The following is a 25,222-nucleotide window of genomic DNA, read 5'->3' as shown; positions in this document are numbered from 1 at the left end:
AAAGGCATGGCGCTTTTACTCAGACAGAAAAGGAAGATGAAGATGAGCTTTTTTAAACGCTTGCGGGATGCGATTGTACAAAAATCGGAAGCAGTCACGCAGAAGTTTACAGACGGATTGGCCAAGACCCGAGACCTCTTGGTGGAAAAGGTGGAGGATCTCGTCCGTCGCTACAAAAAAATCGATGAGAACTTCTTTGAAGAGCTGGAAGAAATTTTGATCACCGCCGATGTCGGGGTCAATACCGTCATGGAGCTGATCGACGAGCTCCGCTCCGAGGTTCGCAAGCAAAAGATCGAAGACGCGATGGACTTGCAGCCGATCTTGTCCGAGAAGCTGGTTGCCCTGCTGAAAAATGACGATTCCATGGACGCGGGCCTGAACATCGAGGACGGCCGCTTGAACGTCATCCTGTTTGTCGGCGTCAACGGCGTCGGAAAGACGACGACGATCGGGAAGATGGCGCATATGTTCAAGCAGCAAGGCAAAAAAGTGCTGCTGGCAGCCGGCGATACATTTCGCGCAGCCGCCATCGAACAGTTGGAAGTGTGGGGAGACCGCGTAGGCGTGGACGTGATCAAGCACCAGCAGGGAGTCGATCCCGCGGCCGTGATCTACGATGCAGTGCAGGCGGCAAAATCGCGGGGAGTGGACATCCTCCTGTGCGATACGGCGGGACGTTTGCAAAACAAAGTAAACCTGATGGAAGAGCTGAGCAAGGTCCACCGCGTCCTGCAGCGGGAATTGCCAGGAGCGCCGCATGAAGTGCTCCTCGTGCTCGATGCCACGACGGGACAAAATGCGCTCTCGCAAGCGAAAACGTTCGGAAAGTCTGCCGGCGTGACAGGGATTGTCCTCACAAAGCTGGACGGTACGGCAAAAGGCGGCATCGTCATCGCGATTCGCAACGAATTGAACATCCCGGTGAAATACGTGGGACTTGGCGAGAGGATGGACGACTTGCAGCCGTTTGACCCGGAACAGTTTGTCCACGCCTTGTTCGCCGGACTGATCGCGCAGGAGACAGAGGGCGAGCAGCAGCCGGAGGCTTGATCTTTCGCGTACAGGAACCGTAATTGTTGTTCCAAAAATCTTGTCAATAAAAAAGCTTGACAGTACATGGGGAATTAGGTAGTATAGGTATCGTGCTGTAAAGGAAAAAGTCTTTACAGGATGATTCGAGTACCTCTCAGCAAAGGATTGGTTACATGCTCGAAAAAACCAATCAAGTTAATCTCTTGTTTGACTTTTACGCACCGCTCCTCAAGGGCAAGCAGCGCGAATATCTGGAATTGTATTATCTGGACGATTTGTCGCTGGGCGAAATTGCCGAGATGCACGAGGTCAGCAGACAGGCTGTGTACGATCACATCAAGCGGGCAGAGAAACAGCTCTTCGAATACGAAGACAAGCTGCGTTTGTCGGCCCGGCATGAACAGCGGCAGGCTTTGCTGAACCGGATGGAGAGCATCGTCGAGGGACTTGCGGACAGCGGAGCGAGAGATGACTTGATGACTTTGCTCCACCAACTGTCAGAGATGGATTAGGAGGGCTCGTATGGCGTTTGAAAGCTTAGCCAGCCGGCTGCAGAGCGCATTTGACAAACTGCGCGGCAGAGGCAAGATCGACGAGGCCGTCGTCAGTGAGGCGATGCGCGAAGTCCGTCTGGCCCTGCTGGAAGCCGACGTCAACTTCAAGGTCGTAAAGGATTTCGTTGCTCGCGTAAAAGAGCGGGCAGTCGGGCAAGAGGTGCTCAAGAGCCTCACTCCCGGCCAGATGGTCATCAAGATCGTCAACGAAGAGCTGATCGAATTAATGGGCGGAAACGTCGCCCAATTGGCCGCGTCTCACCGACCGCCAACAGTCGTCATGATGGCTGGTCTGCAAGGAGCCGGTAAGACGACGACGACTGGCAAGCTGGCCAAGTACTTGCAAAAGCAAAATCGCAAACCGCTATTGGTTGCAGCCGACATTTACCGTCCGGCAGCCATCAAGCAGCTGCAGGTTTTGGGGGATCAACTGAACGTTCCCGTTTTCTCTCTGGGTGATCAGGTAAGTCCGGTCGAGATCGCCAAACAAGCGATCGACCATGCGAAAGCCAATCACCTCGACTATGTGATTATCGATACGGCGGGCCGGCTGCATATTGACGAAGCGCTGATGGAAGAGCTGAAGCAAGTGCGCGAAGTAGCCAGGCCGGACGAAATTTTGCTCGTAGTCGACGCGATGACAGGTCAAGATGCCGTCAACGTGGCAGAGAGCTTCAACAGCCAGTTGGAGCTGACGGGCGTGATTCTGACCAAGCTTGACGGCGATACGCGCGGCGGTGCAGCCTTGTCCGTAAAAGCAGTGACAGGCAAGCCGATTAAATTTGCCGCGATGGGCGAAAAGCTGGATGCTCTGGAGCCGTTTCACCCGGATCGCATGGCCTCCCGGATTCTCGGGATGGGCGATGTGCTCAGCCTGATCGAAAAGGCGCAGGAAGCCGTCGATGAAGAGAAGGCCAAAGAGATGGAACGCCAGATGCGCCAAGGGGAATTTACGTTTGACATGTTCCTCGACGCCATGCAGCAAATGCGCAACCTCGGACCTTTTGAGGACCTTCTCGGCATGATGCCGGGAATGAACAAGATGAAGGGCTCCGTAAAGGTGGATGAAAAACAGATTGCCCGTGTCGAGGCGATCGCCAAATCGATGACCAAAGAAGAGCGCTCCAACCCTGAGCTGCTCAACGCCAGCCGCCGAAAACGCATCGCGGCAGGCAGCGGGACAACGATTCAGGAAGTAAACCGGTTCATCAAGCAGTTTGACGAGATGAAAAAAATGATGAAGCAGTTTACCGGCGTCGCGGACAAGATGAAAAAGAAGGCGAAGAAAAAAGGCTTCGGACTTCCGTTCATGGGCAAAGGCGGCAATCAGGGAGGAAACAACTTCCCGTTCAATTTCAAGCCGCCATTTAAATAAGTGGGATGATCTCTTCGCCTCTTTTTGCAAAAGCAAGGGCGGCGATGGTTCAGATAAGCATTGCCAACGCATAGTTGATTGCGTTGATCCATATAGGAGGTGAACAACATGGCAGTTAAAATCCGTCTGAAGCGTATGGGTTCCAAGAAAGCTCCATTCTACCGTGTAGTTGTTGCTGACTCCCGTTCTCCGCGTGATGGCCGTTTCATCGAGGAAATCGGTTACTACAACCCGGTTGCTCAACCGGCTGTTGTGAACATTGACACTGAGAAAGCGGTGCAATGGATCCTGAACGGTGCAGCTCCGACTGATACCGTTCGCAACCTGCTCTCCAAAGCAGGCGTTATGGCGAAAGTACACGAAACGAAATACGGCAAGTAAGCCGTTCATCTGGAGGTCCGATGATGAAAGCACTGGTCGAAACGATCGCAAAGGCTCTCGTCGATCATCCTGATGAAGTTCGTGTCAATGCGGTGGAGAAAGAGCGCACGCTCGTCTACGAACTGTCGGTGCATCCCGATGATATGGGGAAGATCATCGGCAAGCAGGGGCGAATAGCGAAGGCTCTTCGCACTGTCGTGACCGCCGCATCTGTGCAAACGGACAAGCGGGTCACGGTTGAGATTGTCTAGGAAAGGCTGGGAGGTGTCCCAGTCTTTTTTCTATAGGTCCAGATGTCGACTAGTCCTTACGGGAGGAAATGGCAGACGTGCTCACGATCTTACGTACGGTCCAGGTGAAAATCGTTTTGACCGAAGCGTCTCGTGCCGCGCTAACCGAGCAGTACCAAAGGCAGCTTCGCCAACAGCAGGACGAATGGCAGCAGTGGGAGTTTCAGGCGAAAAAGCTTTTGGCTGATGCCCGCAAACGATCGGCAGACATGCTGCAGCAGGTACAGGAAAAAATTTCGCAGGAAGAGCGCCGCCGCCAGGAAAAGCAGGAGCATTTGCATGTACAGATGAGGCTGGTGGAAACCTTGCCTGCGGGTGCGGAATTGGACTATATGACGGTACAAAGCCCGGTTCAAATTGAAATTGGCGACGTTTGGGAAGAAAAAATGTCAGGAACGGTAATCCTGATAAAAGACGGTGTCGTTAACGAGATTAGAAACGGACCGCCGACTAACGGGTAAACAGCCGTGCTTCGTCACTGCTTGTACTCGAAACACAGGTTTTCGCGAACCGAAAGGAGGAACCGCATGAGTGAAAAGCGTTTCTATACCGTGGGAAAGCTGGTAAATACGCAAGGGCTGCGGGGAGAAGTCAGGGTCATTTCCACGACTGATTTCCCTGACGAGCGGTTTAAAAAAGGCAGCGAGCTGTATTTGTTCCACCCTTCCTTGGACAAGCCGATCACGCTTAAAGTAGCGACCCGCCGTTCCCACAAGGATTTTGAAATCCTTAGTTTTGAAGGGTACTCGTCTATCAACGACGTGGAGAAATACAAGGGCGGCGAACTGAAAATCCCGGACGATGCCCTGCTGGAGCTGGAGGAAGACGAATTTTACATACACCAGCTGGTAGGCTGTCTGGTGGTGACAGATACGGGAGAAGAGCTGGGAAAAATCGTCGATGTCCTCCAGCCCGGTGCCAATGACGTATGGGTCGTAAAAGGGAAGCGCGGAGAAATCCTTTTGCCGTATATTGACGATTGCATCAAGGAAGTCGATATTGCCGGCAAACGCGTTGTCTGCCACCTGATGGAAGGCTTGCTGTAGAGGAGGACAATGGGTGCGAATTGACATATTGACACTGTTTCCCGAAATGTTCGAAGGAGTCTTGGGGAGCAGCATTCTCGGCAAGGCCAAGGAAAAGGGAATCGTGGACTTTCACGTGACAAACTTTCGGGAGTTTTCCGAGAGCAAGCACGGTACCGTGGACGATACGCCATACGGCGGCGGCGGGGGCATGGTTCTCAAGCCGGAACCGTTGTTTCGGGCTGTCGAGGCAGTAACCGCTGAGGCGAAGCCTCGGGTTATCCTCATGTGTCCGCAAGGCAAGCCGTATCGACAAAAGCTGGCGGAGGAGCTGGCCCGTGAAGAGCACCTGGTGTTTATATGCGGGCACTACGAAGGCTATGACGAACGCATCCGCCAATATCTCGTGACCGATGAAATATCGATCGGCGACTACGTGCTGACAGGTGGCGAGCTGGCTGCCATGGTCGTCATCGACAGTGTCGTCCGCCTCCAACCCGGGGCTTTGGGCAATGAGAGCTCGGCTGTGGAGGATTCCTTCACCACCGGATTGCTGGAGCATCCTCACTATACGCGCCCGGCTGAGTTCCGCGGGTGGAAGGTGCCTGATATTTTGCTCTCGGGCCACCATGCCAATATTGTTCGCTGGCGGATGAAGGAATCCCTGAGGAGAACAAAAGAGCGCAGGCCCGACCTGCTGGCTGCTATGGAAATGACCGAGGACATGCAGAAGCTGCTGCGCGAGCTGGAACAAGAGGAAAAAAATTCGGGCTTGTCTAAGGAATAAACCTTGTAGTTTGCAGATCAATATGCTAATATACTTCTTGTGGCAATTTTGCCCGCTGACTAAGGCGGTCCGCTACTCGTATCCCGGTTTTCATGCCGGCTATTGATAGACGAGTAAGAACGTCTGATCGGAAGGAGGGAATTGAGGATGAACCAAGTAATTCGTGAATTGGAAAAAGAGCAACTGAAACAGGACATTCCTGCGTTCCGACCTGGTGACACTGTTCGTGTTCACGTTAAGGTTATCGAGGGTCAGCGCGAGCGTATCCAGCTGTTTGAAGGCGTTGTGATCCGCCGCCGTGGTACAGGTGTCAGCGAAACCTTCACTGTTCGTAAGATTTCTTACGGCGTAGGTGTTGAGCGTACGTTCCCGGTACACACTCCAAAGATCGACAAGATCGAGGTTGTGCGTCACGGTAAAGTTCGCCGTGCGAAACTGTACTATCTGCGCGATCGCGTTGGTAAGGCAGCCCGCATCAAGGAAATTCGTCGATAATAGCAAGTGTTCGATAGAAAAGGGGTCTGGCCTGCTAGCCGGGCCTCTTTTTCCATTGCAGAAGAATGGAAAAACCCTATTTCGGGGACCATACCGGCAGAAGCGGAGGGATCGAAATATGAGCGAAGAAGTCGCCTCCAGCCGAGCCAAAAACGAGACATGGGAATGGCTCAAGGCACTAGGCATAGCGATCATTTTGGCGTTTATCATCCGAACGTTTCTGTTCGCCCCCTTCATCGTAGACGGTGAATCGATGGAGCACACTTTACATAACAACGAAAAATTGGTGGTCAACAAAGCTATCTACTATCTCTCCGAGCCGAAGCGCGGCGATATTATCGTTTTCCACGCTGAGGAAAAACGGGATTATATCAAGCGGGTTGTCGCGGTAGCGGGAGATACGGTCGAAGCGAAAGATGACCAGTTATTGATAAACGGGAAAGTCGTAGACGAGCCCTACTTGGCCCAAAATCGCAAGGAAGCAGCGGAGAGGAAGATTCCGCTGACTGAGGATTTCGGCCCCTTCCAGATCGGCGAAGGACAAATTTTTGTGCTTGGCGATAATCGCCTGAACAGTCACGATAGCCGCGCCATCGGCCCAGTAGGGCTGGATCGCGTGGTGGGACGTGCCGAGTTTGTATTTTGGCCCTTCTCCGACATACGGGTAACCCGTTGATCGGACGAATATGTATGACAAAAAGGCAGGTGAGACGTCATGGCCATTCAGTGGTTTCCCGGACATATGGCAAAGGCCCGCAGACAGGTTACGGAGAAGCTGAAGCAGATTGACGTAGTAATCGAACTGCTTGACTCCAGGCTGCCGCTATCCAGCCGCAATCCGATGATCGACGAGATCGTGAGCGATAAACCGCGGCTGCTGCTGCTGAACAAAGCCGATTTGGCAGATGAGAAGGTAACGGAAGAGTGGGTTCGATACTTCCGGGAGCAAAACCTCCGCACCCTACCGATCGATGCACTGAGCGGGAAGGGTGTAAACAAGCTGCCCGAAGTCTGCAGGGAGCTGGCAGCGGATATGCTGGCCAAGCGAGCGGAGCGCGGCATGCAGGCCCGAGCGATCCGGATTATGATTCTCGGGATTCCAAACGTGGGGAAATCCTCGCTGATCAACCGACTGGCCAAGCGTGCCGTGGCGCAAACGGGTGACAGACCGGCTGTTACCAAGGCGCAGCAATGGGTAAAAATGGGCGACACCTTGGAGCTGCTCGATACGCCAGGAATTCTGTGGCCGAAGTTTGAGGACCAGATGGTCGGTCTTCGGCTGGCAGCGAGCGGCGCCATCAAGGATGAATTGATCGATTTTACAGAAGTAGCGCTCTTTGCGATCAGCTACATGATGCACTATTACCCGGAACGCTTGACAGAGCGGTTCAAGCTGAAGGAATTGCCCCAAGACCGGGTCACCATGCTCGAGGAAATCGGCAAAAAGCGCGGCTGCCTCATATCAGGCGGAGAAATCGACTATGACAAGGCAGCCGAATTGTTTTTGCGCGACCTGCGGTCAGGCAAATTGGGGACCGTTACGCTGGAGCGCCCCATCGATTGGGAAATGGAAGAACCGATCGGCAAGCCGCAAGCCCTCATTTAGGAGGCTTACAGATACACACCTGTCTATCCAATGGGTAGACGGGTTTTTTCGTAAATACATAGCGTAAGGTGATGGAATCAATGAATCTGGCCGAAATGTCGATAAAAGAAATACGGGATCTGCTAGAAAAAATGGACGAGGTCCCGAAAGATTTTTTACAATTGCTGAAAGAAGATAAACGAAAAGGCGTGCATGACCTTGTGCGCCAAATGGAGCAAGCCAAGGCCAGACAGGAGAAGCTTGCCTGCCAGTGGGAGGAGATGACCACGTTTGAACGGTCGCTCCGGGCTGAGGGATATGAGCATCTTCTCGGCATCGACGAAGTAGGACGAGGCCCTCTGGCGGGGCCTGTAGTGGCTGCGGCTGTCTGTTTGCCGCCAGATTTTTACCTGCCTGGTTTGAATGATTCGAAAAAGTTGCCGGCTGCGACGAGAGAAGCATTTTACGAAGTCATTGCATCCAAAGCGGTTGCGGTCGGGATTGGCATCGTATCCGCCGAACGCATCGATGAGATCAATATTTTGGAAGCGACGAAAGAAGCGATGAAGCTGGCTATCGCAGATGCTTCGATTGCCCCGGACGCTTGCCTGATCGACGCTGTTCAGTTGAAGGATCTGCCCTACAGACAATTGCCGATCATCGGCGGAGACGGCAAAAGTGTCTCCATCGCGGCGGCCTCGGTCGTCGCAAAGGTGACACGAGACCGAATCATGGCAAAATACGCAGAAATCTATCCGCAATACGGCTTTGAAAAAAACGCTGGCTACGGTACGGCGGAGCATCTGGCGGCTCTGGAGCGCTGCGGTTCGACCCCGATCCATCGGAGGACGTTTACCGGGGTAAAGGCGCAGGCCTGACGCTCCGGCACCGGGCTTGCGATATAGGAGGCATGACATGTTTTCCCCTGCGCAAATGGTACAATCACTCATGCAGCGCACCGGCGCTGCGGCTCCCAAACCGATTGAGTTTACACCTGGCCAAGTATTTACAGGAGCGGTAGTGAGGACATATCCAGAAAATATGGCATTGGTCCAGATCGGGGGGATGCAGGTCCAGGCAAAGCTGGAAGCGAATCTGGAAGCAGGCCAGCGAGCCTGGCTTCAAGTCCAGCCGACCAGCGGTGTCATCACACTGAAGGTGCTGAACTCTCCGCAGGGTGGAACGGTCGCAGATGCATCCCTCGAAGGCTTGATGAGATCTCTGGGCTTCGCGGAAACAAAAGAGAACCGAGCGATCGTCCAAGCACTGGTTTCGTCAAACCTTCCTGTAAATCGGGATGCTGTACAAAGCTATGCTGCCGTGACACAGCAGTTGGGAGCGGATCAGGGGACACTGGATGCGTTCCTGCTTGCCTTGAAGCGCAATCTACCGGTGACGCCCGACTCAATTGCAGGCTTGAAAGCATTTCTGTCAGAAAAGCCGCTCGCTCAAGTGATACAACATTTTTTGAACCAAGCCGACAGCTTTTTGCAATCTGAGGAACAAGGGGCGAATCGCTTCTCGCAAGACGGAAGCCAAGCAAGGCCTTCAGGCGGCAGTGGAGCGGGAAATGCGGCTGCCGATCTTCTGAACGCCCAGCTTCGGATGATTGTCGGACAGCTCCGCGATAAAGTCGCCAAACTGCCAGTCGCTTTGCCACATGGCGATGTGTCCGAATCACCGCAGCCAGCGTCAAATTCTGCAGCTATGGCCGGCCATGCAAAAGGAGCGGCGACTGGGCAGTTCGGCGAGCAGCAGTTGAGGACGCTGACAGAGCAGGTCTCGAGGTCTGGGAATCAGCCATTCAGCCAGCCACGAGCCGGAGGTCTGACCACTTCCGCCGACCAGCCTGCGGGCATATGGGAAGCGGAATCGATCGGTACAGGTACCGACAGAGCAGCATCCCTCCAGTCCTCGCAAACTCCGCGAAATGACCACCCGATTTTGGAGATGTTTCGTCAGTTGGGGCTTTCCCACGAGCGCGATGCGTTGGGACATGCGATGAAGGGTGCACAAGAAGCTCAGAGGCAACTGGAGTCTGTAAAGTCCCTGTTATTGCAGCTTGCCTCCAGTTCGCAAAACGGCATGCCTGCAGGTCTGCGCGATGCGGCAGACACTCTGCTGCAGCAAGTCACCGGACAGCAGCTCATGCTCGCACAGCCCTCCAATCAGCCGTTTGCACAAGTGGTCATGCAAATCCCTATCCGGACAAACGATGGCGAGGACACGGCCTATGTACAAATCGAGTCCAAGAAAAAAGGCGGAGGAGAGCTGGACCCGGAAAACTGCCGCCTGTTTTTCCATCTCGATCTAAATGCGATGGGCACGACCATGCTGGATGTCGGGATCGTCAACCGAATTGTGAATATCCAGGTGTTCAACAACAATGATTGGGTAGAACCGCTCGTCCAGAACATGCGAGAGGGTCTGGCTGACCAATTGCAAGGCATTGGCTATCAGCTCTCCTCCATGAGGGTACAGAGCATCCCGGACGCGGACGCGAAACGGACGGCCCCCCGGCTGGGCGGTAATAGTGGATACATGCTTGCAGACTACAAGGGGGTAGATTTTCGCGTATGAGCACCCCTCCCTTTGAAAGAGAAAAGCGAAAGCAAGCCGTTGCATTGCGTTATCAGGCTGGCGTGATGGAGGCGCCAACCGTTGTGGCCAAGGGCAAGGGCTACGTGGCGGAAAACCTGCTGAAGGCTGCCAAAGACAGCAATATTCCGATTCAGGAAGATCCATCACTGGTAGAAGTGCTGGGCAAACTCGATCTGAACCAGCAAATCCCTCCCGAGCTGTACCAGGTAGTAGCGGAAGTCCTCGCTTTCGTCTACCGTCTGGACAAAGGAGGGAAAAAGTTGGGGTGAATGATGCACGCCGTGAACTGGGCCATCGAGGCGAGCGCATGGCGGAAGCGTATTTGCAGCAAAAAGGGCTTCGGATCGTAGAACGGAATTACCGGACAGCGAGGGGAGAAATCGACCTGGTTGCTTGGGACGGGGATGTTCTTGTGTTCGTCGAGGTTCGTACTCGAAGCGGCCTGAGATACGGCTCTGCTTTAGAGTCAATTACATGGCAGAAGCAAAAAAAGCTGAGGGAGATGGCGCTCACGTACATGCAAGCGAAGATGATTTCGGTGAGACAGTTTCGCTTTGATGTAGTGGGGATCCAGTATCATACGGGCAAAGCGAACGATAGGGCCAATATGGACATTACGGTCCAAGCACCAGTCATTACCCATGTCGAGTATGCCTTTTAAAACCGAAAAACGGGCGCCAAATAGGCCGCCTTCTGGGGATGCGTCTAAAGCAGAGGGCCGTTTGATCGCGTACTATGTACTGTACTCGACGCGATGAAACTCCTCCAAGCACCATCTCTTGACCTTCCGGCTTCGCCGGGGGGTATTTTTTTGTTCCCCTGAGCAGAGCATTCATTCCGCAACGGTCACTCCCTGTCCTTTGGAAAGGCATAATTCTGCTGTTCATAGCTTCCCAATCATTTCTCCAGTCATGGTCCTGGTAGAGAAATCACATCACGATCTGAATTACACCGGCAATTTATGCTCCGCGTAATAATTCTCGGCAATGGAGCGGCATTTGGCAAAATATTCCCCAGCGACATCCTCATCTTCGATCAAATCGGCAAGAATATCGGAAACAAAATCAAGGCAGTATGACAATGGCCAATGAAAATGACGGTTGTTCTTCATGATCTCTCCGTAATGCTTGAGGTAATTCTCCAGGAATACCGCAAAGACAAAATGATCCAGCAAATTGTTTTCCAGCAAGTATTCCCTTAACCCCATTTCTTTCACAAAGCTGTCAAACTGCCAGAGCCCCTCTTGGCCACATCCGATGCCGCCGCGAACGGCTGCGAGCTCCAAAGTTTCAGGACACCAACCGTACATTTTAATCAGTTCCTCGATATCCTGATATTCTGACACTTCGTGATCCATGTCGTGCCATTTTATGTACTCAGTGTAATAGGGGAGGTTAGCGACTGATAGCTTGGACAGATAAAAGGCTGCACTTCGTCCAGCAGGATTTTCTTCATCGAGCCAAACAGGTTTTGAGGATTTAACAAGATGTATCAATGCTTTGTGATAACGGATTGCCAAGTCCTCCAAACGAAAATCAAGAATCGCCTTTTCCCAAAACGCCGGTTCGCTGATTTCCTCCCCGGCCACGATGATTTCAAGGGAATACATATCATTTTGCGTCTTCCCGATATAGGGGATAAAGTCATGAATAAGTTTTTCAATGGCATGCGAGTATGTATCGGGAGTAGCGGTTTCTTCTATGTTCAGTGTAACAGTATGCGAACGGTATTTTTCCTCAAAAGCGAAATTGAGCGAAATCAATGGGAACAACTCCTACTGGTAAGAATCGTACTAAGAAGTGGAGAGAGTTATCTGTAAAAAGGAAGACGAGCTTCAGTCGGTTTGCATACTTTAGTAGCTTCATTAAGCATATTCCATTATATTGGTTTTGAGGAAGCGTTATGAGGTTCATGAATGGAAGAGGCGGTGGAGATAGTCATTTTGATTGCTAGGAAGCAAATTACGGTATGCCATCTCAATCGAAAACAGTGTGTCTGGTTGGGAATGAAAATGGGCTCAATTCCAATATTATCACCAAATTGATCAAAATGAGAAAATCATTGAACTGCTTACGAAAAAAGCAAAAATGGCAAGGAATGACGTGGATCAGAAGGACGAGGGACGAAAAATGATCGAAACCATTCAAAAAGCGCTCAAAAGAATAGAAGAAGAGCATCAGGTACGCATTTTATTTGCTGTGGAATCAGGGAGCAGGGCATGGGGGTTTCCGTCTCAAGACAGTGACTACGACGTGAGGTTTGTGTATATCAAACCCCTTGAGTGGTATCTGTCTATCGACGACAAAAGGGATGTCATCGAGGAACCGATCAATGATGTCCTTGATAGTAGCGGTTGGGATATCAGAAAGGCTTTAAAGCTGTTTCGAAAATCGAATCCGCCGCTCTTGGAATGGCTGAATTCCGATATTGTCTATCACGATGCGTACGGTTTTAAAGAGGAGATGCTGAATATTAGGCATCAAGTATTCTCTCCAAAGTCGTCCCTCCACCATTATCTCAGCATGGCCAAAGGCAATTATCGGGATTATTTGCAAGGCGAACAGGTCCGGATAAAGAAATACTTTTACGTGCTTCGCCCTCTGCTGGCATGCATGTGGATCGAGAAATACAACACGAATCCGCCCATATTGTTTCAGGAATTGCTCGATGATTTGCTCGATGATTCACAGATAAAACACATAATCGAGGAATTGCTGAAAAGAAAGATAGCGGGAGAGGAGCTGCATCTGGAAAAGCGGATCGATGAATTACATCTGTTCATCGAAGAGCAAATGACACATTATACGGATTACGCAGCTTTGCAAAGGAGCGTCATTGCCGATCCAACACAGCAGCTTGATGAACTCTATCGCAAATATTTGAAAATCGTATGGCAGTAGGGCCTGCTGAGTTATAATAAACTGATTGACTACATGATGGTGCACTTGAGGTGAAGATATGGATGCAGTTGTGTTTGATCTGGAGACTACATTTACATACGAAAAGGGGCAAACTCCCGAAATTATCGAGATTGGTGCAAGAAAAATAAACTTATCTGATCCTCAGTCGGCACAGATGCAAACATTTCAGTGCTATACACATCCAGAGATAAGAGGAAAGATCGGCCTGAGAACAAGAAAGTTCATAGGGATGAAAGAAGCGGATTTGCAGCGAGTAGTACCGTTTCAGCAAGGCATTCGGCAGTTCATCGATTGGCTCGGTGATGACTATTATTTATGTTCGTGGGGAGGGGATGACAGACTACTATTCGTTGAGCATTGCGCGAGATACGGGATTAGCTTGAACTGGTTGAAAAATTATAATGATATTCAACCGGCGATCAGCCAGTACTTGAGCGGGCGCACACAAATGAAGCTGAAGGACGCTGTCCTGCAATCGGGACTGGAGGTTCAGGGAAGGCTTCACTCCGCTCGTTCCGACGCGATCAACACGGCAAATTTGTTACTGAAACATCGCTCTTACGTGCAGCTTGACAGGAATACGCCGGAGGAGAACTATTCGATGTCGTGTGCTCTTTACTGGAAATGCAGAAGATGCTCTAAAGAAAAATACTACACAGCTTTTTCCGGTTCGAAACGCTTTTGTCTGGATTGTACAGCCAGCAGGCAAGAAGTGCATAGCTCTTCGCTGACAAGGGAATAGTCGTAAAAAGAAGGCTCGATCGTTCATCTGAAAAGCATATAGTGTTGAAACAACTTGCAAGGGAAGTCGGTTTCAAGTTTTTCTTTCATCCCAAACAACCGAAACCGGATGGAACTCAAACGAAGAAAAGGATTGCTGAGAGTTTAACAGCAATCCTTTGTCAATATGTTTTAACCGATATAAAGCTGAGTGTGCCGCAAAAAGGAGCAATTCACTCAACGAAGGAAAATCAGAGGATCCTTGGTCGTCGAGATACGACGCACAGCAAACATGCCTTGCCTCTCCCCAGCCAGACCAGGATACGTAGATAACGCCATTTCATAACCGGCCTTTTTTAACATGGGAAACATGTAAGGGCGGTGATAGCCGTATGGATAGGCGAGGATTCGTACAGGTTTGTTCAGGTGCTGCTCCAGCATTCGCTTTGACTCGACAAACTCATTTCTTACCTCTTCCGCCTTCAATTTCAACAGATTCGGGTGGCTTATCGTGTGCGACTGAAAATCTATCAAACCGCTTTCCTGCATTTCCTTAATCTCATCCCATGACAAAAAATTCGGTTTCCCGATGGAGGAAGTGACGAGGAACACGGTAGCTTTTATTTGATATTTTTTCAAAATGGGAAAAGCAGTGGTGTAATTGTCTTTATAACCATCGTCAAATGTTAACAAAATAGGCTTGGAGACCGTCTTTTTCTTGTCTTTCCACATTTCGAGCAATTCTGATGCCGTAATTGGCTGATAGCCCATTTGCAAGATTGTTTTTACTTGTTCCTCAAAAGTAACGGGGTCGACACAATACATGTTGTCTTTATTATCCACAATGGAATGGTATTCCAAAATGGGGGTGGAAGCAGAATCCGTTTCCGCAGGAGCAGGTGAAAAAGCACATGCAAATTGAAGAGCGACTAATGAGACAATGAGGAGCCATTTCTTTTTCATCATATTTTTTCCTTTATTTCTATCAATTTTTATGCTGATCCTTAGTCGTACCTCTCGTCTTCCTCTCTTGTTTCCCCTTCGACGATCAATTCCAACTCAGTCTCAAAATTTAAGACGAGTTCGCCAGGCAATCGTTTCAAAATCTGATCCATCTCGGGGAGCCGAACAGCTTCATCAAGCGACTTGGGCGCCTCTTCCAGGCCTGCGAACCAGTCCCGAATCTCATCTATCAAAGCGTAGAAGGAGGCCTCAAATTGATTTGCATCTTCCTCTGCGTCATCCTCCTGACTTTTCTTTAACCGGTCCCAGTTTTCCAGCATCACGCCGAGTGCCCTTTCAATCGTCGTATCCATTTGTTCAACTCCTTTCACTTTAATTTCCAGCTATTATTGTACCATCGCTTATGGCTGCTGGAAACTTATTTGCCAGCCCCCTCTTACTTTTTCTACAGTGGAAGCAAGAGGTGATGCTTGTCTATGTACGCGCGCAGTTTTTGCGGAACTGTTTACGGGATCAACGGCATGCTGGTCGCTGTTGAAACCGATATAGCTAATGGTTTGCCCCAGTTTGATCTGGTCGGCTTAGGGGGATCAGCTGTAAAAGAATCGCGCGATCGCGTCAGGGCAGCGCTTCGCAACTCCGGCTTCGAGTACCCGATGCAGCGAATTACAGTCAACCTTGCTCCCGCTGATCTGAGAAAGGAAGGCTCCGGATTTGATTTGTCTATCGCAATGGGAATCCTGCTGGCGTCCAAACAGATTCCACAGAGAAGAGAAGCAATTTTGCTGCTGGGGGAGCTGGCATTGGACGGCTCATTGCGGCCGGTCAGCGGTGTTTTGCCCATTTTGCTGCAGGCACAGGCGGAAGGCTTTACACATGTGATCCTGCCTGAGCAAAATGCCGCCGAGGCGAAATTGGCCGAATTGACCGTTCTGCCGGCTGCGAGTTTAAGCGCTGCTGTAAAGTATTGGTCAACGACCCTCGAAGCGCCGGAGGGAGTTGAAGAGAGGTCAGATGACAACTCTGCCCGGCAGTCTTTACCCGACTTCTCCTCGGTTTACGGTCAAACTTTTGTAAAGAGGGGACTTGAAGTGGCTGCCGCCGGCTTTCACAATGTGATGCTCATGGGCCCTCCAGGCTCCGGAAAGACAATGCTGGCAACATGCTTGCCGTCCATCATGCCAAAAATGAATCTGGATGAATCGTATGATGTTACAAAAATTTACAGTATCGCCGGGCAATTGACGGATAAAAGAGGACTCATCCAGGAGCGGCCATTTCGCTCTCCGCATCACACAGTGACGACGGCAGCGCTTGTCGGCGGAGGAGCCCATAGCCCGAGACCGGGGGAATGCAGTCTGGCTCATGGCGGCATCTTGTTTCTCGATGAAATGCCCGAGTTTTCACGGCACGTATTGGAAGCGCTTCGGCAACCGTTGGAAGCGGGAGTTGTGACTATCGCCAGATCGCGGCACGTTTTTACGTTTCCAGCAAGGTTTTTGCTGATATCGTCGTTAAATCCTTGCCCGTGTGAATAACATCTTTGGAAAAAGAATATTGAACGGTAACGGATGCCCGAGGTCGTTTCGTGTATTCGTCATAGATGGTATGCACCTGAATACGTTGAACCAGTGATTTCACAATTTCTCGCTTCATCTCAAATGATGGTTCGCTATTGAGCTTATTCCGTAATGTATTGAGGAACTCGAGAGCATTTGTGACTTTGGTTGTGTAGTCCTGTTCAACTTTCAATGAATTTTGAATTTCATAAAGCCGCTGTTCCAAGACCTCCTTTTCCTGATTAATCTTTTGGATTTGCTTCTCCAAGTCCGTAAAGGTGATGATGTTCTTTCGGAAGAGATCCAAGATACTTTGACGTTCTATATCCTTGTCGTCGATCGCTTTTTGAATGAGGGCAGTTTCTGATTCAAGATCAAGCTTTTCTGATTGTTTAGCTTCCATCGCCGCAGCAATTTCCTGTAACGCTTCCCCTGGCTGTTTTATGAACGTGAGACAATCTTTCCATACCAAGTCCTCAATCCAATCCTGAGGAATGTTTTTCGAAGTACATTTCCCCTGCATAGCTCCCTTGTAAGATTGTTTTCCAGTACATACATAAAAACCTTTTAGTGCGCGTCTACTTCCTGGATAATGAACCCCTATATAAGTTAAACCGCAACACTGGCATTTCATCAACCCGCGCAGCAGATAACGATTTTTTATGTTTCGCATGGCTTCAATTTGGTTATCTCTAAGGACTTGTTGGGCTTTTTCCCATGTCTCGACGTCAACAATGGCCGGGACTTCGCGTTCGATTAGCTCACGTTCTTTCGAGCTCCGTTTTCCATAGCGATGGATTCCTTTGTATGTGGTGTTGGTAATGATCCCGCGCACTCTGGATGGTCTCCAAATACCAGCCGTATTTTCTTTTCGTTTTCCGCGGATTACTTTACGGTCGTCCTTTGCATACGCGGTGGGGATACCTAGTGCGTTTAAGTAATCGGCTACCTTAATGCAAGAATGGCCTTGGTTCGCTAGCATGTGAAAAATCAATCGAACGACTTCGGCTTCCGTCATGTCACAGTTAGGCAGCCGGTCTTCACATATCTCAAGGTAGCCCTCATTGTTGACACGATAACCATAAGGGACAATTCCTCCAAGCCATTTCCCTGACCTCGCAGCGCGGTTTGCGCCGTACCACAAACGTTCCAATATAGTCTCGCGCTCTAAGTCTGCTACCCCAGCCAGTATGGTTAGAAGGAAGCGCCCCGAGGGATCACCGGTGTCAAACGGTTCAGTCATGGATCGAATCTTGACTCCGTTGCTCTCCAATTCGTGAACTGAGTTAAGGATGATCCTGGCCGATCTACCGAGCCTGTCCAGCCGATAGATGAGCAAGAGATCGATTTGTCCGTTTTTCGCATCTTCCAGGAGATCTCGGCCGGCAGGTCGAGCCTCCAAAGGAATGGTACCGGTAACCCCATCATCTTTGTACCACTTCACGATTTCCAGTTGGTGGAGGTCAGCGTATTTACGAGCAAATTCGAGCTGGTTTTCAATTGTTCCGCGTTCTGCTTGGTCGTCTGAGCTTACCCGGGAATACACTGCAAATCTATACATGCTTTCATCTCCTCAACAAAGCTTACTATACAAAATAGGAATATATGTTCGTTTGTATTTAAAAAAGAAAAGTCCTTCAAGGACTATTTCGTTCAAGAGATCTACTTTGAAAGTATTCGAAAAATCTGTTTGCAACAACTCCTAGAATTAAAATGTCAATCGCCTTAGCCAAAAGGACGTGAAGAATTTGAATTATGAATAGAATTGGACTATTGTTTATAACCTCTTGAAATTTAGAGAATACTGTCCCATCTGAAAGGGGGATTGAGTGATGAATTGAGAAAGTAAAATAAAATATCTTAGATAATGCGAGAATTGTTTTAGTGTTAAGTTCTTCTTTGATATCAGTAAAGTATTCAAATTCCGTCAAATTACCAAAAAACCCACCTAAGAGGATCACCGATGAATAGATTATACTAACAATAAAATCAGTTAGAATCACTATAAAAACTATGGTAATAATTGTTGCTAATAAATTCATTTTCGGGTCTTTGATTTTTACTTTTGATACATCATTTATAATCCCTAGTGTTAAATCTATAAGATATTTCGTAGCTCTTAGAAAAAGTAGACCCAAACAAGTAACAAAAAATGTGCTTTTTAATACGGTGTTATATTCGAAGAGAAATTCACTAAGAACAATATATATCGTGGAAATTGTCATCCAATATATTAATAATAAAAATATATCCAAGTATATTTTTTCATATAGAAAAAGTATCGGATTGTTAGCAAATCGATATAGTAGTAGTGAAAGTAATATCCCGGAAAGGACGAGAAAAAGAACAAATACAACATTTACGTTTAAAAGAGGTAAAAATGAATAGATCAACAATAGTATGCCAACAATAAATGGCTTATAAAAAATTTTCTTAAACTCGTGGCTAAAAACTAAAAAAACTTTTTTGAATCGTTCCATACGAAGTCAACCATTCTATTTGTGTAATGTTTATTTTTAGTATAGCTCATTTTATAAGTTGTGGAAAGTTTTACTATATAACGTGAGGGCTGAGTACGACAAAAACAGCTGAGCTTCAGATGGCAACTAGTTCGATTAAGTAATCATTTGTTTGTCTTTCCATCCAAGAGTCTACCAGTACGATGTTTTTAAACCCTCCCATCGTTTAAAACTAGGGGCGATTTAACGTACTAAGTGTTTAGCTTTTTCCCTAATCCTTTTTAATCTTTCCGCACACAACTCTGGTGTCACCTTAAACTGTTCCGATAATACATCTACAATACCTTGCTGTTTGAAATCAAAAGCAGTTAACATGTGTAGTGGCAAAGCAGCGTATCTAGTAAAATTCTTGGCATCCCATTCTTGGAGTTCAAGAAATGCCTCGGGCATCATAATTTGTCGCCCTGCGTGACGGAGGATATGACAAAGTTCATGGTAAAAACGTTCCCGTTGAACTTTGGTGGGGAGCCTTTTGTCTATAGTGATGCTTCTGAAACGGCCAAACTCGTACGACATTGAGGGGACGTCCTTATACATAAGGAAGATGTTCAAGGCTTTAGCAATTCGGGATTCAACCAGATCATTTGGCCTACGAATGCCAAGGGATAAATAAAATCGAGAAACCCATGATTCTAAAGGAGTAGGGGAATACTTAAGTTTCAATGTTATTCACCCCATTTGCGAATAAATGTTCGTGTAAGAAGATAAAAGCAGGTCAAACAGACTATTCATATTATATCTTTTGGTGTAAAATTTTGCTAGATCTTGTCGGTCTATTTGAAGTAAGGGGGGGATTTGCTCTAGTAGGATTATTAATAGGAACAGGAATGACATAAAAAGAGGGAGTTATCAGGGGGGCATAAATCACTAGATTGAGTTAAAAAGTAGAATATTCTTAATTATCAAATGTTGAGGTGATAAAACATGGTTTTTCGTATCCCAGGTGGTAACCAGTTAACCCCGACAGACATTAAGACACTTTTTACACAACTTGGGAAACTGGAACGGATGTCATACCAGCAACGTGATGCCGTAACTGCGTATGAAGAAATTCGAAACAGTAAGAGAGATATAGCCATCGAAATGCCGGCAGGGCATGGGAAAACTCTTGTTGGAGGATTGATTGGAGAGTTTAATCGTATTACGAAGAACTGGCGAGTGGTGTACACTTGCGCAACACGACAATTGGCTTATCAAACTGCAGAACTGCTGAATTCTTACGGTATAAAATCAACGACACTCGTTGGGAAAGTGAGTGAGCTACCTCAACAAGATTTAGGGAAATATCAGCGCTCGCAATTGATCGCAGTAACCACCTACTCACATATCTTTAATACACGACCCGCTTTTCCTGATGCGCAGCTGATTATTTTTGATGATGCACACGCTGCAGAGTATGCCATTCAAGGATTTTGGGGGCTCCAGATTACACGTTCTGAATTTGAAAATGTATTTTTAAACCTCATTTCAGAACTGGGAGATGTGATAGCAACCCACGTAAAAAGTAAAATTATATATGGTAACTATGATCCCCTAACCGATGGGATTGATATAATACCGGTAGCACTTTGGGCTCCGAGAATGTATAACATTCAAGCCTTTTTGGATCAACATACCGATGGAACAAAATTGTATTACCCCTGGACCCGTATAAGAAATCATCTGCATGCGTGTCAGATTTATTTGTCGCACAACACGATTTCCATACAACCTGTCCTCCCTCCTAACCTACGACATCCAGCATTTGCTGGAGCAGAAGAGAGAATTTACATGTCTGCGACGATAGGAGAGGCCGGAGAGTTGGAAAGGGTTTTTGGTGTGCCAGAAATACATCGAATTTGCCCGTTTGACGACTCTACGCAGAAGGTGTCGGGGCGACGATTGATTCTTTTCCCAAATGATCATTTTGAGGAAGAGGATTTGGATAAGGTTGTACTGGATTCTGTTAAAAACCAACCGCGGACACTGGTCCTTACCCCATCTAAGAGAATCTCTTCCTCTTTAGAAAATTATTTTAAAGTGAATACACAGCATACGGTGCTTGGAGCTGCTGATGTGGAGGATGACATGTCTCCTTTTACAGGAAATGATTCAGCAGTTCTTGTCTTGCATGGACGTTATGAAGGAATTGATCTCAAAGATGAACAATGTCGATTTCAAATTATCTACGACCTTCCAACGGGGATCAGCATGCAGGACAAATTCCTGCTTGACCGACTGAATGCTACCGAGTTGTTTGAGAACATGTTACTAACCCGAGTGACACAAGGATTGGGGCGTTGTACGCGTGGAAATGATGACTATGCCGTTGTGCTTTTCTTAGGGAGAAATGTTGGACAACATCTTTATAAGAATGAGTTTAGACAGATGCTCCCTCCAGAGATTGATGCAGAGCTGGAATTTGCCTTTGCGCAGGTCGACAACATCAAAACAATAGAACAATGGAACGAGTCTGTAAGAGTTTTCCTACAGCAAGGAGAGGAGTGGCAAGATGTTGAATCGTGGATTCGAGGAACAACGGAGCAAAAGAAACGTGATCGACTGAAAAACCCGTTAAACGAACTTTTTAAAAATGCCATAAAGCATGAAATCAATTACCTCTATCACGTGTGGGAAAAGGAATGGGATCGTGCACACAGAGAAATTGATAGTGTGATACAGATTTACTCTAAAGTACCGACTCTGAATGGGTACCGAGCATGGTGGAACTACCTCATCGCTTGCATTGGTGTCCATCAGAACAATCGTGAAAAAGAACACGAATACCATCGACGTGCTATTTGTGCATCGACCTACAAACTTTGGTTGGACAAGCGGTTATTTGATGAGCCAACAGTTAAGCAGCAGATACAGTTACCACCACCGCTTGAATTACAGGTGCAGCGTATTATTGAAAATCTTAAAAGATATGGGGATCATCATCGGAAGTTTGAAAACAAAATGGAACAGATACGGGTTGGTCTTAATCAAAAAGAGGCCAAACTGTATGAATTGTCCATGCGAGATTGGGGGGAGTTTCTAGGTTTTTCCTCAAATCGACCGAACGGGAATGGGGTTCCGGATGGATACTGGGGGATCTTAAATGACTGGTTTGTTTTTGAAATGAAAACAGATATTGATAATCCTGATGGAGAAATTCCCTTGGATGACCTCCGGCAAGCTCAGGCTCATGCAAGCTGGTTTCGTCACAATGTAAAAAATGTTCCTGAAGACGAGATCACAACCGTAATGATTTGTGCAAAACAGAGAGTATCTTCACATTCAGCTCACGCAACGGAGAATCTGTTTCTTGTACATCCAGATTACATTAGTGAGTTGTTTACTAGAACCGAACACATAAACCGAGAAGTAAAAAATGAGTTGAGGTACAATGGAGAAGAAGCGGCTATCAATAAACTAGTTACTCTTCTTCAAAATAATCGTCTTGACGTATTCAGCATTCGGGAACACTTCAAGGCAAAACCTATAGTAGATTGTGTTCAGTTCTAAAAATAGAAAGAGGAGCTTAGCGAAACTAGCTCCTCCTTTTTGTAACATCACTTTCAGAAAAATCTTGTGCACCATGTACTTTACACCCTTACGACCAGCGGCTAAGCATGGTCGGGAAATACACAGAGGTTTGTAAAACTCCTTGTCTCGTAGTCGATTCTAATTCTCTCGCTCCGCCAAATACCTCAAGTATCTTACATGCTCTCTTATCTTCCTCACTCAGCATGTTCTGCTCCAACACCCATAATTCAAGTGGGTGGGGGAGTATATGTGAATTTCCGTGTATATAATATGAGGAGAAGCTCCATTATATTGGCTTGATTTTATTTTTTCGAATACTATATTCCATGCCTTCAAAATAGTAAGCTTCTTTATTGGCATTTAGAAATGGTATCCATTTCTTTTCAATTACATCTCTTTTAATCACGTTATTATGAGTAAAGATTGAATTTCTACTTTGAGTTAAAATTGGTGAGGAGTAGTTAAAACCATCTACACCTGATCTTCCGAATAAAGGATCAAAAGGGAATATTCTTTTAATAAAATTCTCTGGCATATGTCGGACCCATTCGTCATTAGGAGCAATTTCATTTAAAACCCTTGCAACTGTATTTTGCAACTCAAAAATGCAGAGTTTGGCGGCCAATTTATGCAGAACACTGCCAACATCAATACAAAAGAATTTAGGAAGACTTCATGCTGGATAGAGCATGGCGCAGTCGGTAGCTTTCTCCGGTAAACGCCAGAATATGGGCGTGGTGGACGAGGCGATCCACAAGGGCTGCCGTCAATCGCGTATCTCCAAACACCGTATTCCACTGCCCAAACTCCAAATTCGACGTCACAATCACACTGTTTCTCTCATAGCAGGCCGAGATAACATGAAACAACAGCTCAGCCCCCGTTTGGTGAAAGGGAACAAACCCAACCTCGTCCAAAATCAACAACTCACAGTCTGCCAGTTCTTTTTGAAACCGCATCAGTGCCCCATTCGCGTGTTTTTCCTGCAAGAGCGCAACCAGATCGGGAACACGGAAGAATCGAACGGCATATCCCCTTCGGCACGCCTCTACGCCAAGCGCTGTTGCCAGATGGGTCTTCCCCGTGCCCACTTTTCCCAGCATCAGCACATTTTCCTTGCGCTCCAAAAAACGTAGGTCGATCAATCCCTCCTTTGTACATGTTTCCGGTAAGGTGACTGCCTCAAAAGCGTAATCTTCCAGTGTCTTCAGTTGGGGAAACGCGGCTTTCTTTATCAGTCGCTTCAGCTTTGTCTCCTCCCGCCGTTGAATCTCCATCCGCAAGACTCCCAGCAAGAAGCTCTCCCGATCTTCAAACGGCACCTGTTCATAGGTTTCCATCACATGCGCCAAATGCAAAGTTTTGCACACCTTTGCCAGCTCTTCTCTCATTCCACCCTCACCCCCAGGATCCGGTCGTACTCATCCAGTATGGGTATCTGCCCGTGAAGGGCAGGGGGTGTATGCGACTCTGAAAACGGTTCCGGGCGGAAAACAGGGTGTTTTATCGCGTAAAGGGCATGCTCCAAGGCAACAGCCAGATGCTCTTGCTGATGCGACAATTCTCCCAGTACTTGCCCGATTTCCTTCAACGTATAGGTGTCGAGCAATCGATGGAGCAGGCGAATTCGTGCTTTTCGTGCATTCATGTCTTCCACCGTCAAAAACGTTTGGAGCGCCTGAGGCATCATATTGGTAAAGGAAGAATACATCACCGCCCGCGGGCGTTTTTCATATCTCTTCAATACCGCCTTCCAATCTACTGGAATGACTTTCTCCGTATAGGGACGAGGCAATGTCACAATCGGGGTGTATGTCCCGTCTGCCGTTAACACCTCCAGCACATCCCACTTGACTTTCACCAAAACCGGCTGCATGGCCCGACACTGCGGCAACGGGAAGAGAGCCGCGTCAAACGACAGCTCAGCGTATTTGTTCAGGTGGCACGTCTCCAGCCGGAAAATCTCCAGCGGTGTCGTCGGCAGCGTCAGCAGCTTGCATTTTTCTTGCTTCCACAACTCGGCAATGGTTTGCTTTTTCACATAGTGAGGGCGCTGCATATCCGCACGGGCAGCTTCCGCCAAATACGTCTCCAGTTGTTCCGGCGTATCGATAACCGGTGGCGGAACACACCAGTTCCGGCGTCCATACCCCACTTTGTTTTCCACATGGCCTTTCTCATGGCCGCTGTATGGATTGCAAAACAGGGGCTCAAAGCGGTAATGGGCGCAGAAACGCCGAAACGCTTCCGTACACTCTCGTTTTCCGCCTTGCTGGATGGACACAACAGCAGCGGACAAGTTGTCAAACCAAATCTTGCGAGGAACCCCTCCCATTTGCTGAAATAGCCGCCCTAAGGCCTCCAGAAAGCATTCCGTGTTTTCTTTCGGAACCGGGAACACAAAGGCGGCATTGCTGTACGGAAACGACAGGGTCAATACTTTCCGCTCCACCAGTTCTCCCGACTTGACCACGTACACCGTCCCAAAGTCAGCCTGGGCTTCCCCGCCTGGATGCTCCAAACGCTCAAAATGTTCGGCTCGTTCGGCTGCCATGGCTTTCTTCCGTTTGGAGACATATTCGGATACCGTTCGCTGCCCGCCAGGGAAGCCGTACTCATCCCGTAACCGCTGAAACATGCGGACGGCTGTATGGCGTTGCTTGCGTGGAAGACGCTCATCATCCTCCAGCCATGTGTCAATAATCTCTAAGTACGGTCCCAACACCGGATGGCGGCCTTTTCGCTTGCATACCGGTTCATTCCAATCGTCGCGATCCGCATATTTCTTGGCGGTTCGCCAATTCACCTGGACACGTTCCGCAATTTCCTGAATCGAACACCCTTCGACTTCCCGCAAAAATCGGATATACTGTTGTTGTGGCACTTTCAACATTCCTCTCAC

General features: G+C 48.3%; 27 protein-coding genes. 19 read left to right on the top strand and 8 right to left on the bottom strand.

Annotation, left to right across the window (positions count from 1 at the left end; all coding sequences use genetic code 11):
- Window positions 1-42: 42 nt before the first annotated feature.
- The 15 genes from ftsY to NST96_RS16745 all read left to right on the top strand — a co-directional run bounded on the left by ftsY (window position 43) and on the right by NST96_RS16745 (window position 10,789).
- Window positions 43-1,053, top strand: a complete 1,011-nt coding sequence (ftsY, locus tag NST96_RS16815) for a signal recognition particle-docking protein FtsY (RefSeq protein ID WP_342404255.1) — start codon at window positions 43-45, stop codon at window positions 1,051-1,053.
- A 155-nt stretch (window positions 1,054-1,208) separates the two neighbouring features.
- Window positions 1,209-1,547 (top strand): putative DNA-binding protein, encoded by a 339-nt coding sequence (locus NST96_RS16810; RefSeq protein ID WP_003386028.1) that lies wholly within the window; start codon window positions 1,209-1,211, stop codon window positions 1,545-1,547.
- A gap of 10 nt (window positions 1,548-1,557) precedes the next feature.
- Entirely contained in the window at window positions 1,558-2,964 is a 1,407-nt protein-coding gene (gene ffh, locus NST96_RS16805; protein WP_122958709.1) for a signal recognition particle protein, read from the top strand.
- A 108-nt stretch (window positions 2,965-3,072) separates the two neighbouring features.
- The gene (gene rpsP / locus NST96_RS16800; RefSeq protein WP_003386026.1) at window positions 3,073-3,345 is read left to right on the top strand and encodes a 30S ribosomal protein S16; all 273 of its coding nucleotides are present in this window, start codon (window positions 3,073-3,075) and stop codon (window positions 3,343-3,345) included.
- Window positions 3,346-3,368: 23 nt separating this feature from the next.
- A complete protein-coding gene (locus tag NST96_RS16795; protein WP_003386025.1) occupies window positions 3,369-3,596 on the top strand; it encodes a KH domain-containing protein in 228 nt (75 codons plus the stop codon).
- A 68-nt stretch (window positions 3,597-3,664) separates the two neighbouring features.
- Window positions 3,665-4,096 carry a YlqD family protein gene (locus tag NST96_RS16790; protein WP_003386024.1) on the top strand — a complete coding sequence of 144 codons (432 nt, stop codon included), beginning with the start codon at window positions 3,665-3,667 and terminating at the stop codon, window positions 4,094-4,096.
- A 66-nt stretch (window positions 4,097-4,162) separates the two neighbouring features.
- On the top strand, window positions 4,163-4,681 hold the full coding sequence (gene rimM, locus NST96_RS16785) for a ribosome maturation factor RimM (protein ID WP_024982988.1): 519 nt from the start codon (window positions 4,163-4,165) through the stop codon (window positions 4,679-4,681).
- A 13-nt stretch (window positions 4,682-4,694) separates the two neighbouring features.
- Window positions 4,695-5,447 carry a tRNA (guanosine(37)-N1)-methyltransferase TrmD gene (trmD, locus tag NST96_RS16780; RefSeq protein ID WP_003386022.1) on the top strand — a complete coding sequence of 251 codons (753 nt, stop codon included), beginning with the start codon at window positions 4,695-4,697 and terminating at the stop codon, window positions 5,445-5,447.
- Window positions 5,448-5,594: 147 nt separating this feature from the next.
- Window positions 5,595-5,942 (top strand): 50S ribosomal protein L19, encoded by a 348-nt coding sequence (rplS, locus tag NST96_RS16775; RefSeq protein ID WP_003386021.1) that lies wholly within the window; start codon window positions 5,595-5,597, stop codon window positions 5,940-5,942.
- Between the two features lie 118 nt (window positions 5,943-6,060).
- Window positions 6,061-6,618, top strand: a complete 558-nt coding sequence (gene lepB, locus NST96_RS16770; protein WP_003386020.1) for a signal peptidase I — start codon at window positions 6,061-6,063, stop codon at window positions 6,616-6,618.
- A 39-nt stretch (window positions 6,619-6,657) separates the two neighbouring features.
- Entirely contained in the window at window positions 6,658-7,548 is an 891-nt protein-coding gene (ylqF, locus tag NST96_RS16765; RefSeq protein WP_003386019.1) for a ribosome biogenesis GTPase YlqF, read from the top strand.
- A gap of 80 nt (window positions 7,549-7,628) precedes the next feature.
- The gene (locus NST96_RS16760; protein ID WP_031932922.1) at window positions 7,629-8,405 is read left to right on the top strand and encodes a ribonuclease HII; all 777 of its coding nucleotides are present in this window, start codon (window positions 7,629-7,631) and stop codon (window positions 8,403-8,405) included.
- 37 nt (window positions 8,406-8,442) lie between these two features.
- Window positions 8,443-10,107 (top strand): hypothetical protein, encoded by a 1,665-nt coding sequence (locus tag NST96_RS16755; RefSeq protein WP_031932921.1) that lies wholly within the window; start codon window positions 8,443-8,445, stop codon window positions 10,105-10,107.
- Entirely contained in the window at window positions 10,104-10,397 is a 294-nt protein-coding gene (locus tag NST96_RS16750) for an EscU/YscU/HrcU family type III secretion system export apparatus switch protein (protein WP_024982994.1), read from the top strand. The genes NST96_RS16755 and NST96_RS16750 overlap by 4 nt, the downstream gene beginning before the upstream one ends.
- A complete protein-coding gene (locus NST96_RS16745) occupies window positions 10,394-10,789 on the top strand; it encodes a YraN family protein (RefSeq protein ID WP_003386015.1) in 396 nt (131 codons plus the stop codon). Before NST96_RS16750 ends, NST96_RS16745 begins: the two co-directional genes overlap by 4 nt.
- A 285-nt stretch (window positions 10,790-11,074) precedes the next feature.
- On the opposite strand, the gene NST96_RS16740 is transcribed toward NST96_RS16745, so the two are convergent.
- Entirely contained in the window at window positions 11,075-11,890 is an 816-nt protein-coding gene (locus NST96_RS16740) for a hypothetical protein (RefSeq protein ID WP_003386014.1), read from the bottom strand.
- A gap of 367 nt (window positions 11,891-12,257) precedes the next feature.
- Between NST96_RS16740 and NST96_RS16735 the strand changes: the two genes are divergently transcribed.
- Together NST96_RS16735 and NST96_RS16730 are read left to right on the top strand one after the other, a co-directional pair.
- A complete protein-coding gene (locus NST96_RS16735; RefSeq protein ID WP_031932919.1) occupies window positions 12,258-13,028 on the top strand; it encodes a nucleotidyltransferase domain-containing protein in 771 nt (256 codons plus the stop codon).
- A gap of 58 nt (window positions 13,029-13,086) precedes the next feature.
- Window positions 13,087-13,791, top strand: coding sequence for a 3'-5' exonuclease (locus NST96_RS16730; protein WP_243014898.1), 705 nt, complete (start codon window positions 13,087-13,089; stop codon window positions 13,789-13,791).
- Window positions 13,792-14,006: 215 nt separating this feature from the next.
- On the opposite strand, the gene NST96_RS16725 is transcribed toward NST96_RS16730, so the two are convergent.
- A complete protein-coding gene (locus NST96_RS16725; RefSeq protein WP_172921129.1) occupies window positions 14,007-14,732 on the bottom strand; it encodes a polysaccharide deacetylase family protein in 726 nt (241 codons plus the stop codon).
- 41 nt (window positions 14,733-14,773) lie between these two features.
- Complete coding sequence (locus NST96_RS16720) at window positions 14,774-15,085, bottom strand: hypothetical protein (protein ID WP_340701397.1); 312 nt, start codon at window positions 15,083-15,085, stop codon at window positions 14,774-14,776.
- 123 nt (window positions 15,086-15,208) lie between these two features.
- Here NST96_RS16720 and NST96_RS16715 point away from each other — a divergent pair, with 123 nt between their 5' ends.
- Window positions 15,209-16,270, top strand: a complete 1,062-nt coding sequence (locus NST96_RS16715) for a YifB family Mg chelatase-like AAA ATPase (protein WP_003386009.1) — start codon at window positions 15,209-15,211, stop codon at window positions 16,268-16,270.
- Here the strand turns inward: NST96_RS16715 and NST96_RS16710 are convergent.
- Window positions 16,212-17,852, bottom strand: a complete 1,641-nt coding sequence (locus NST96_RS16710) for a recombinase family protein (RefSeq protein ID WP_342404254.1) — start codon at window positions 17,850-17,852, stop codon at window positions 16,212-16,214. The genes NST96_RS16715 and NST96_RS16710 overlap by 59 nt on opposite strands.
- Window positions 17,853-18,993: 1,141 nt before the next feature.
- Entirely contained in the window at window positions 18,994-19,362 is a 369-nt protein-coding gene (locus NST96_RS16705; RefSeq protein WP_342406542.1) for an ImmA/IrrE family metallo-endopeptidase, read from the bottom strand.
- A gap of 372 nt (window positions 19,363-19,734) precedes the next feature.
- Between NST96_RS16705 and NST96_RS16700 the strand changes: the two genes are divergently transcribed.
- Window positions 19,735-22,299: a helicase C-terminal domain-containing protein gene (locus NST96_RS16700; protein WP_342404253.1), complete on the top strand. Its 2,565-nt coding sequence runs from the start codon at window positions 19,735-19,737 to the stop codon at window positions 22,297-22,299.
- A gap of 307 nt (window positions 22,300-22,606) precedes the next feature.
- On the opposite strand, the gene NST96_RS16695 is transcribed toward NST96_RS16700, so the two are convergent.
- The 3 genes from NST96_RS16695 to istA are packed head-to-tail and all read right to left on the bottom strand — an operon-like array spanning window position 22,607 to window position 25,213.
- Entirely contained in the window at window positions 22,607-22,945 is a 339-nt protein-coding gene (locus NST96_RS16695; RefSeq protein ID WP_342404252.1) for a hypothetical protein, read from the bottom strand.
- A gap of 37 nt (window positions 22,946-22,982) precedes the next feature.
- Window positions 22,983-23,711 carry an IS21-like element helper ATPase IstB gene (istB, locus tag NST96_RS16690; protein ID WP_023555238.1) on the bottom strand — a complete coding sequence of 243 codons (729 nt, stop codon included), beginning with the start codon at window positions 23,709-23,711 and terminating at the stop codon, window positions 22,983-22,985.
- Window positions 23,708-25,213 (bottom strand): IS21 family transposase, encoded by a 1,506-nt coding sequence (gene istA, locus NST96_RS16685; protein ID WP_023555239.1) that lies wholly within the window; start codon window positions 25,211-25,213, stop codon window positions 23,708-23,710. Before istA ends, istB begins: the two co-directional genes overlap by 4 nt.
- Window positions 25,214-25,222: the final 9 nt, after the last annotated feature.

The sequence above is a fragment of the Brevibacillus sp. FSL K6-2834 genome, assembly GCF_038592925.1.
Taxonomy (GTDB): Bacteria; Bacillota; Bacilli; order Brevibacillales; family Brevibacillaceae; genus Brevibacillus; species Brevibacillus borstelensis.
The sequence above is the reverse complement of the archived record's forward strand: the minus strand, read 5'-3'. Positions and strand labels throughout refer to the sequence as shown.

Bases quoted from the DNA above. Each gene is read 5' to 3' on its own strand.
- NST96_RS16710 (WP_342404254.1), bottom strand. From the start codon at position 17,852: ATGTATAGATTTGCAGTGTATTCCCGGGTAAGCTCAGACGACCAAGCA.
- ylqF (WP_003386019.1), top strand. From the start codon at position 6,658: ATGGCCATTCAGTGGTTTCCCGGACATATGGCAAAGGCCCGCAGACAG.
- NST96_RS16720 (WP_340701397.1), bottom strand. From the start codon at position 15,085: ATGGATACGACGATTGAAAGGGCACTCGGCGTGATGCTGGAAAACTGG.
- NST96_RS16810 (WP_003386028.1), top strand. From the start codon at position 1,209: ATGCTCGAAAAAACCAATCAAGTTAATCTCTTGTTTGACTTTTACGCA.
- NST96_RS16750 (WP_024982994.1), top strand. From the start codon at position 10,104: ATGAGCACCCCTCCCTTTGAAAGAGAAAAGCGAAAGCAAGCCGTTGCA.
- NST96_RS16725 (WP_172921129.1), bottom strand. From the start codon at position 14,732: ATGAAAAAGAAATGGCTCCTCATTGTCTCATTAGTCGCTCTTCAATTT.
- NST96_RS16700 (WP_342404253.1), top strand. From the start codon at position 19,735: ATGGTTTTTCGTATCCCAGGTGGTAACCAGTTAACCCCGACAGACATT.
- ffh (WP_122958709.1), top strand. From the start codon at position 1,558: ATGGCGTTTGAAAGCTTAGCCAGCCGGCTGCAGAGCGCATTTGACAAA.
- NST96_RS16715 (WP_003386009.1), top strand. From the start codon at position 15,209: ATGTACGCGCGCAGTTTTTGCGGAACTGTTTACGGGATCAACGGCATG.
- NST96_RS16730 (WP_243014898.1), top strand. From the start codon at position 13,087: ATGGATGCAGTTGTGTTTGATCTGGAGACTACATTTACATACGAAAAG.
- NST96_RS16760 (WP_031932922.1), top strand. From the start codon at position 7,629: ATGAATCTGGCCGAAATGTCGATAAAAGAAATACGGGATCTGCTAGAA.
- lepB (WP_003386020.1), top strand. From the start codon at position 6,061: ATGAGCGAAGAAGTCGCCTCCAGCCGAGCCAAAAACGAGACATGGGAA.
- NST96_RS16755 (WP_031932921.1), top strand. From the start codon at position 8,443: ATGTTTTCCCCTGCGCAAATGGTACAATCACTCATGCAGCGCACCGGC.
- NST96_RS16795 (WP_003386025.1), top strand. From the start codon at position 3,369: ATGAAAGCACTGGTCGAAACGATCGCAAAGGCTCTCGTCGATCATCCT.
- rplS (WP_003386021.1), top strand. From the start codon at position 5,595: ATGAACCAAGTAATTCGTGAATTGGAAAAAGAGCAACTGAAACAGGAC.
- NST96_RS16790 (WP_003386024.1), top strand. From the start codon at position 3,665: ATGGCAGACGTGCTCACGATCTTACGTACGGTCCAGGTGAAAATCGTT.
- rimM (WP_024982988.1), top strand. From the start codon at position 4,163: ATGAGTGAAAAGCGTTTCTATACCGTGGGAAAGCTGGTAAATACGCAA.
- NST96_RS16735 (WP_031932919.1), top strand. From the start codon at position 12,258: ATGATCGAAACCATTCAAAAAGCGCTCAAAAGAATAGAAGAAGAGCAT.
- istA (WP_023555239.1), bottom strand. From the start codon at position 25,213: ATGTTGAAAGTGCCACAACAACAGTATATCCGATTTTTGCGGGAAGTC.
- ftsY (WP_342404255.1), top strand. From the start codon at position 43: ATGAGCTTTTTTAAACGCTTGCGGGATGCGATTGTACAAAAATCGGAA.
- istB (WP_023555238.1), bottom strand. From the start codon at position 23,711: ATGAGAGAAGAGCTGGCAAAGGTGTGCAAAACTTTGCATTTGGCGCAT.
- rpsP (WP_003386026.1), top strand. From the start codon at position 3,073: ATGGCAGTTAAAATCCGTCTGAAGCGTATGGGTTCCAAGAAAGCTCCA.